At 35.8% G+C, this 6,335-nt stretch carries 8 protein-coding genes; 2 read left to right on the top strand and 6 right to left on the bottom strand.

Going from position 1 to position 6,335, the window contains the following annotated elements:
* The 5 genes from V7161_RS26300 to queC all read right to left on the bottom strand — a co-directional run.
* Positions 1–475: DUF2935 domain-containing protein (locus V7161_RS26300; RefSeq protein WP_335715761.1), on the bottom strand; the 475-nt coding region annotated here is incomplete at its 3' end.
* Between the two features lie 85 nt (positions 476–560).
* Positions 561–1,286: a polysaccharide deacetylase family protein gene (locus tag V7161_RS26295; RefSeq protein ID WP_335715760.1), complete on the bottom strand. Its 726-nt coding sequence runs from the start codon at positions 1,284–1,286 to the stop codon at positions 561–563.
* 58 nt (positions 1,287–1,344) lie between these two features.
* Positions 1,345–2,073: a 7-carboxy-7-deazaguanine synthase QueE gene (gene queE, locus V7161_RS26290; protein WP_335715759.1), complete on the bottom strand. Its 729-nt coding sequence runs from the start codon at positions 2,071–2,073 to the stop codon at positions 1,345–1,347.
* Entirely contained in the window at positions 2,066–2,548 is a 483-nt protein-coding gene (queD, locus tag V7161_RS26285) for a 6-carboxytetrahydropterin synthase QueD (RefSeq protein ID WP_335715758.1), read from the bottom strand. Before queD ends, queE begins: the two co-directional genes overlap by 8 nt.
* A gap of 5 nt (positions 2,549–2,553) precedes the next feature.
* A complete protein-coding gene (queC, locus tag V7161_RS26280) occupies positions 2,554–3,213 on the bottom strand; it encodes a 7-cyano-7-deazaguanine synthase QueC (RefSeq protein WP_335715757.1) in 660 nt (219 codons plus the stop codon).
* A 461-nt stretch (positions 3,214–3,674) separates the two neighbouring features.
* Here queC and V7161_RS26275 point away from each other — a divergent pair, with 461 nt between their 5' ends.
* Together V7161_RS26275 and V7161_RS26270 are read left to right on the top strand one after the other, a co-directional pair.
* Entirely contained in the window at positions 3,675–4,553 is an 879-nt protein-coding gene (locus V7161_RS26275; RefSeq protein WP_335715756.1) for a MerR family transcriptional regulator, read from the top strand.
* 63 nt (positions 4,554–4,616) lie between these two features.
* Positions 4,617–5,138 carry a MerR family transcriptional regulator gene (locus V7161_RS26270; protein WP_335715755.1) on the top strand — a complete coding sequence of 174 codons (522 nt, stop codon included), beginning with the start codon at positions 4,617–4,619 and terminating at the stop codon, positions 5,136–5,138.
* 42 nt (positions 5,139–5,180) lie between these two features.
* Here V7161_RS26270 and V7161_RS26265 read toward each other — a convergent pair whose 3' ends face one another.
* Positions 5,181–6,167: an acyltransferase family protein gene (locus V7161_RS26265; protein WP_335715754.1), complete on the bottom strand. Its 987-nt coding sequence runs from the start codon at positions 6,165–6,167 to the stop codon at positions 5,181–5,183.
* Between the last annotated feature and the right edge of the window lie 168 nt (positions 6,168–6,335).

Below are 6,335 nucleotides of genomic sequence, written 5' to 3'. Positions count from 1 at the left end.
GATCTACACTATTCCTTAATAAAATGATGTGACCGAGCTGATCCTCCAGCCATAAATCCAGCAGTTGATCGAGCCGCAGGGGAACAGATTGCTGTCCATTGACAAAATAAGAAAGGATCCTTAAGTACTCCTGGTTTTCATTCAATGTTCCATTTAAATAGGTTGGCGATAAGTTCAAATTTATTTCATTTTTAATCCTAAGATTTTGTAAATGACCCTCAAATCGATAGTACTCAAATGAAACAGAATAAGCTTGTTTAGCAAAGGCAATTTGTTCACTTGCGGAAACACTTAAGTCTGGATTCAATTGCTGCAGGCTATTGAGTAAGGCACCGAATGATTCTTTAAACCTTTCCGCGATGGAAATTGCCTCTTCAGCTTCTTTTGACAAGTGATCCCGAACAAAAATTGCATGATCCTGGAGAATTTCCAGCCAAAATGAATGCTCTTGCCATACACTAATCCCCGAATTCATCCCCACTCCCCCCTAAAAAGAGCATATTACCTAACCCACAAAAAAAGACGATTACCATGTAAAAAGTAATCGCCTGTCTTTATGGTCATTTTACTATTTGTGCAAAGTCTTCAAGTGTTGTTGAATATTTCACGTAAGTTCTAGGCAAAAGATAGACTTCATTCTTAATCCCGGTTTTTGTATATGGACCAGGAGTAGTAGTAAGTCCGTAGGAATAGTACTTTTTCGTTTCGTTAACAACATAATCATCAGCATTTCCATAAGGGTAGGCCAAGGCGATGACTGGTTTGCCCGTTATCCTCTGTATTTTTTCTTTCGATTCCTTTAGTTCATAGGTTAAATTCTCCGTTTTGGTTAAATCCGGATGGGTTGCCGTATGAGATTGAATAGAAATCATGCCAGAATCCGCCATCATCTTTAAGTCCGTTTGCGACAAACGATTTGAACGGCCAATAAAATCTGATATTACAAAAATAGTTCCAGCAGGCTTGAAATGATCCGTTTTCACTGTTTGAAAAATTACAAAGGCGTTCAAATTATTTTTATATCCATCATCAAAGGTAATAAAAATGGGCTTTTTCACTTTTTGAACATCTTGCCAGCGTTCGAAGGTCAACATGGTATAGCCATGATCTCTCAGGTAGATCATTTGTTTTTCAAAATTAGCCGGTGTAACATATAGCTCTTTTAAACCATGGCCAGTAAATTCATCAATCGAGTGATAGATAAGAATGGGTACCTTTTGCTGAGCGAAAACTACACCGGGAAGTCCAATTACGAATAGACATAGGAAAAATAGCATCTTTTTCATATATTCCCTCACTTTACCGTGTAAACGACTCGCGGATAGTATTCCCCAATAATTCAATCTAAACCCCTCGTTTATTGCCCCAAATATAAGTATGCAATTGTGGAAGGACTTTTACATTTGTAAATTCAACATCATCCATCACCTTATTAATAAGCCACTCATACTTATTCAATAGTTGACTTACTAATGCTAGATTATCGGTTGTTGCTAAATCATCATTTCCAACCTGCAAAAAGAAAGGAACATTCGGATAACGCTGGTATACTTTTTTGGCATAGTCATAATCCTGGTCATCAAATATGACTACCTTTATGCTCACATGTTTCGAGGGATCGGTTCCTTCCAGGCGATTTAGGATTGTATCAAGAATGGAGAAGTCTGTTTCCATTTTTGAACTAGGCGGCTTTGGTGAAATTGTTAATTCATCAATATCCACGAACCAATCCTGCCATCTGCTACCCTGCGTTTCTAGGCCGATTTTTATATTATTTTCTTTAAATAGTTCTATTAAAGTATCTAAATTTTTTAATAGCGCAGGGTTACCTCCAGAGATAGTTACAAACGAGAACCCATTTCCCCCATGCCTTTTTAATTCTTCCCAAATTTCATCAGCTGTCATCAGATTGATGTCATTTTTACCGGTTCCATCCCATGTAAAAGATGAATCACACCAGCTGCAGGAATAATCACAGCCCGCCGTTCTTACGAACATCGTTTTTTGACCGATAACCATGCCTTCGCCTTGGATGGTTGGTCCAAAAATTTCCATTACAGGCAATTTACTCAACTTCCATCCACTCCCTTCTGGCTTCCGCATAACTCGTCGGTGTTTCAAATAAACGGACAAATTCCACTCTTACACCGTGGTACTGTTTCTGTCTTTCATCCTTCCTAAGTGCTTCAGCCATTTTTTCATAAATCCAAACAACCATATTTTCAGCTGTTGTATTCATCAGCGGAAGAGTTTCATTTAAATACCGATGATCGAGGAATATTTCAATTTCATGTTTCCAAATATCTTTAATATCGCCAAAGTCCATCATCAAACCGCGCTCATCGACAAAACCGCTCAGACCAAATATCACTTTATAGGTATGCCCATGTAAGTTCTTGCATTTTCCTTCATAGTTGTGCAAGTGATGGGCAGCATCGAAGGTGAATTCTTTACTTACCATGACACGCTTTTTATGATACCTTAGTTGATCTTTTTGGATATCTACATCAATCTTTTGGAGTTTATCAACAATTCGAAAACCATACATAGCTGTTAAAACTCCTTTCGAATTTTTAAGTATTCATCTAATCCATTTTGTCGTAACTTACAGGCAGGACATTCTCCGCAGCCATCGGCAATAATGCCATTGTAACAAGTTAGCGTTTTTTCCCTGACAAAATCTAAAGCTCCTAATTTATCGGCTAATTCCCAAGTTTCTGCTTTATTAATCCACATTAGTGGTGTGTGGATGACAAATTGAGAATCCATCGATAAATTAAGGGTAACGTTTAAAGACTTCACAAAAATATCGCGGCAATCTGGATAGCCGCTAAAGTCTGTCTCGCAAACACCTGTTACAATATGCTTGGCGCCGATCTGACTCGCTAAGATTCCTGCAAACGTTAAAAAGACTAAATTTCTACCTGGTACGAAGGATGATGGCAATTCGCCCTCTTCGCCATCCTTTACTTCAATATCCTCACGTGTTAATGCACTTGGCGCTAACTGATTTAACAGTGCCATGTCTAAAATATGGTGCCTGACACCAAGTTCATTTGCAATATTTTTGGCACATTCAATTTCAAGGCTGTGACGCTGATTATAGTTAAAAGTGACGACTTCCACTTCTTTAAATTGTTCCAAGGCCCAGAATAAACATGTTGTACTATCCTGACCGCCGCTAAAGACTACTAGTGCTTTACTGTTTTTCATTTTTACTCTTCTCCTTAAAATAGAAAAACAGCACCACTAAGAAGCAGTACTGTTCCTCTTAGTTTTTTTTGAGAGGGGTGCTAGAACCTCTACCGCATCTGCCTGCGGATTATTATTTATATCCGTTTCTAACTATACCACAAAATAAATATTTTCAAAGATAAAATTTTTGCTAATTCTATTTCATTTTACCGAAATCCACATCAAATCTTATCGACAACATCACAATAGAAATTGTTGTTCATTCGACATTTTCCTTTTAGTTTACACTCAACTATTTCAACTTACTCATTCCCAAAAAAGAACTGTGCTCAATTTGCAGTAATATGTTGTTATTTCTTGCATTAAGTCTTGTTTTGATAGCTTTTGTCATATAGCAGGAAAATAGGATACTTAATGGTGAATTACTATCCTAACGATGATTATTTCCTAGATTTTTTATAGAGAGGAATGATTTGTAAATGAAAACTTATACCTTAAAAGAAGCAGCAAAAAAAATAAATATCGCGCCTGGAACGTTACGTCAGTGGGAAACAGAATTTAATGAGTTACTCGATATTCCCCGGACAAAACAAGGGGCAAGAATCTATGGGGAAAGGGAGATAAACCTGCTTTTCGATATTAAAAGTATGCAAGAAAAAAAAGCAAGTAAAGAGCTTATTCGCAAATCACTACAACCAAAACCAGAGTCCGAAAATGTTGCTGATACTGATTTAGAACCTTCTGTCATCTCTATGGAAGTCATTTCAGAACCGAAAACGCCGGCGGTTGTGGAGGAGTATCCGTTAAATAATGCGAATCTTTTTTTCGAAGCAATGGATACCTATACGCAAAATTTTTTAAATGAAGTAAAAGAAGAAATCCGAAGTGTCGTCCGTAAAGAGGTAATAGAGGAAGTAAAAAAAGAAATTAAAAATGGAACATTAACTACTGTCAAATCCATTTCCGATTCGATTTATAAATCATCAGCCAACACACAATCTGATATTCAACAGCTTTCAGAATCTATTGAAAAAGCTTCTGAACATACGCTAGAATCATTGCAATATCTCTCTAATAATATTGCAAACGTTTCAATGGAAACAACTGAAGAAATTTTCACCCTTTCAAAACAACTTTCCGAAACCACAGAAGAATTGTCTCATTATGTTGATGTAACCAATAATGAAATCTCAAGCCTTGCTGAAGCTATTTCCATCGACCGTGAATTTTTTATCGAAGAACGAAATCAATACCGTCAAGAAATTACTCAAAGGGAATTAGCATTTCAACAAATGTTGACAAGCTTTAGAGATGTAGCAGCAACCAAAGAAAAGAAATGGTGGAAATTCTGGGCTTAAATAGATTGTGAATCATTTCGTCGTTCGGAGTTTACGAGAATTTTAACTTTGGAGGGATTCGATATGAATTCAAGCGAGGCCGCTAAATTATTAGGAGTGTCTACTAGTACGATTCAACGCTGGGTAAAACAGCTCGACCTGCCAATGGAACGAAATGAACGAGGGCATTATCATTTTAACGACAAGGACATTGAGATATTACAAGAAATTCATGAAAAGCTGCAAAGCGGGACACTAATTCAAGAAATTGCTCCAATAAAAGAGAAGAAAATAACTCGAAAAGGTATAGTTAACACTACTGAAAAGAATGAAACATTTGAAAAACTGCTTGAAAAAGTTAATAAACTAGAAATGGGTCTTCATGCAAAAGCAGATTCGGTTGCTTCCTACCAACTTCTACAGCATCGCCGTGAAATTGAAGAACTACAGCAACAAATAAAAGAATTAACACAATTGGTAGAAAAACTTCAAACAGAAATGAATGAAATGAAAAGACCGCCCCAAATAGAAAAACCACTCGTCCTGGACAACGGAAAAGTCAAAAGAAAAAAGAAAAGTTTCGTTAGTTCATTACTTGGATTGTAATTAGGCAAAAAATTAGCCGAATGTGATCAACACATTCGGCTATCAGACTTTTAATTCAACTAGAGGCTGCGTATATTTTTTCATAAAATAACTTCCAAGAATTTTACATATCAAGAAAGAAATGATGAAAAGTAAAAGGTAATTTCCTGATATGGAATTTAATCGCTCATCTGGAATGAATGTTTGAAACGATTTAATAATAAAACCGTGAAATAAATAGATATATAAGGTTCTTTCTCCGATTTTCGTTAATTTAAACTGAGTGGACGGTATGAGAGCTAAAAACCCAAACATTACAATGAAAGTCACACCATATTGTAGACCTCGCAATAGCCCATCTGTTACCTCTTTTCCTCCCATGTTTGCATATGATGTATCACCTAACAGCCATGGAACTGCATCTTTTGGAAATCCAAATCCAACCAATAAAAGTGTTACAGATATGATTAAGATCCCCAATGGAAGTGAGTACTTTGCTCTGATAATCCTTTTTAACTGATTCCCATTTAGTAAGTACCCCATTAAAAAATATGGAAAAAATACAAATGTCCTTGATAAGCTTAAGAAACTGCCTATATGATCAACATAACCTACCCCAATTCCGAAAGCGATAGCAATCACAAGACCCTTCCATCTAAGTTCTGCAAAAATATATAACAACAAATTCCAGCAGAACAAACTCATTAAAAACCATAGCGTCCAATGCGGATGGAGTAAATCAAAATTCAATTTGTCTTCCTGTCCATTTAGATAATAATAAACAGAATAAATGGATTGAAAAATAAAATAAGGTATTAATATTTTTTTTACAGACTTTTTCAAGTAGCCTGGTTTTTTATAACCTTTTGCGAAGTATCCGGAGATTAAGATAAATGCTGGCATATGGAATAAAAAAATAGCGGAATATAAGGTAAAAAGGATCCCATCGTGTTCCTTTAAAGGACTGATGAGATGCCCAAAAACAACGAGAAAAATTAATATAAATTTGGCATTATCGAAATATTTACTCCTTTTTGAAATTGAACCCATTTTATCACCCCATAGTTTAATTCATTCAAAAAGGTATATTAAAATTTTCCAAATCACCCTGTTCATCTATGATACCTCAAAACCATTACGGAAATATGTTAGCGGATTTACATAATGTTTCATGGAAATTACAATTTTGAAATAATAATCAAATATACACAAGATTAA

Origin of the sequence: Neobacillus drentensis, from assembly GCF_036965425.1 — a bacterium.
Taxonomy (GTDB): domain Bacteria; phylum Bacillota; class Bacilli; order Bacillales; family Cytobacillaceae; genus Neobacillus; species Neobacillus drentensis_F.
The sequence above is the reverse complement of the archived record's forward strand: the minus strand, read 5'-3'. Positions and strand labels throughout refer to the sequence as shown.